Origin of the sequence: Variovorax sp. Varisp36, assembly GCF_047304235.1 — a bacterium.
Lineage (GTDB): Bacteria > Pseudomonadota > Gammaproteobacteria > Burkholderiales > Burkholderiaceae_C > Variovorax.
This window is the reverse complement of sequence record NZ_JBGLYU010000099.1, coordinates 1-979: the sequence shown is the minus strand read 5'-3', so window position 1 is coordinate 979 and position 979 is coordinate 1. Positions and strand designations below refer to the sequence as shown.

Annotated in this window: 2 protein-coding genes and 1 pseudogene; all 3 read left to right on the top strand. The window is 60.6% G+C overall.

From position 1 onward, the window contains the following. Positions 1–103: 103 nt before the first annotated feature. Positions 104–259: a hypothetical protein gene (locus ACCD11_RS28335; protein WP_413316457.1), complete on the top strand. Its 156-nt coding sequence runs from the start codon at positions 104–106 to the stop codon at positions 257–259. A 209-nt stretch (positions 260–468) separates the two neighbouring features. Beyond that, positions 469–702, top strand: a complete 234-nt coding sequence (locus tag ACCD11_RS28330; RefSeq protein ID WP_413316455.1) for a hypothetical protein — start codon at positions 469–471, stop codon at positions 700–702. Between the two features lie 7 nt (positions 703–709). Further along, positions 710–979 (top strand): annotated as a pseudogene (locus tag ACCD11_RS28325) (hypothetical protein); the annotation flags it as partial.

Sequence of the window (979 nt, the reverse complement as noted above, 5' to 3'; positions counted from 1 at the left end):
GGCAGCAGGACTGGGAACGGAGTGTGCGGCGCATCGAACGCCAAGTGAATTGCATTATTTGAGGCTATTGATGCAATCGATGGAATAACGAAAGAGCCCACCAATGCATATCGACCCAGTGCGGTCGCGGTTCATTGAAGAGGGTGTCGCACCGTGCCGCGGCGATGCATTTGCGAACCGGCGCATGCGTCATTCTGAAAATGAAATTCAGCCGCTCATTTTCAGAGGCAATCCGGCGGGCGATTTCTTCATCTTGTAGGCCACACTAGTCGCCCGATGGAGGTTCCCTTGAGCCAGTCCGGTCCGGCTTCAGGATCGGCTCTTTCCTCAGACAAGCAGGCGCCGGCGCGAGTCGAGCCCTGCGCGAACTTGGGAGTGAACTCCGCAACCTGATCGAGCTGGCGATGCAATCGACGCGTGCAGTGTGGCAGGCGCGTGTCGTCGTGCGAGCTCGCGTCCGAGCGCTGCATGGCGAAGCCGCTGATCGTGCCGGTCGAACATGCACGAGCAAGACGGCGAGCGATGACATTCAGTGGCCTTGCGCGCATCGCAGGTGACAACGAATGTCACTTCCTGTCGTTGCATGTCGCTCGCGCCGCGCGCAATGCATCCATCGGATTTACCAATTCGATCGCATCGAGCGATCGGGGCGAGTGGCATGCAGATTGCGGAATTACTTTTTTACACACTCACGAGAGATGACACATTCATGAGAGATGACAAGAGTGACTTTCTGCTGGATCGACGCACCTTCTTCCTTGGTACGGCGAGTGCGCTGGCACTGGGAACGACGGCCTGCGGCGGAGGAAGCGGGGGCAGCAGCTTCTCGCCCATAGGTGGGGCGGCCGCACAGCAGACGCCGCCGCAGCTGACACCTGCTGCGGTCGCCGGTGTCGATTCCCCCAATACCCCCGAAACCCCTGCGGCCGAGCCGCCCACCCCCCAGCCCCCAGTACGCAAGAACGTGCACCCCCGCCAG

What these genes read in the sequence shown, in the direction of transcription:
- ACCD11_RS28335 (WP_413316457.1), top strand. Translation starts at nt 104, where the DNA reads ATGCATATCGACCCAGTGCGGTCGCGGTTCATTGAAGAGGGTGTCGCA.
- ACCD11_RS28330 (WP_413316455.1), top strand. Translation starts at nt 469, where the DNA reads ATGGCGAAGCCGCTGATCGTGCCGGTCGAACATGCACGAGCAAGACGG.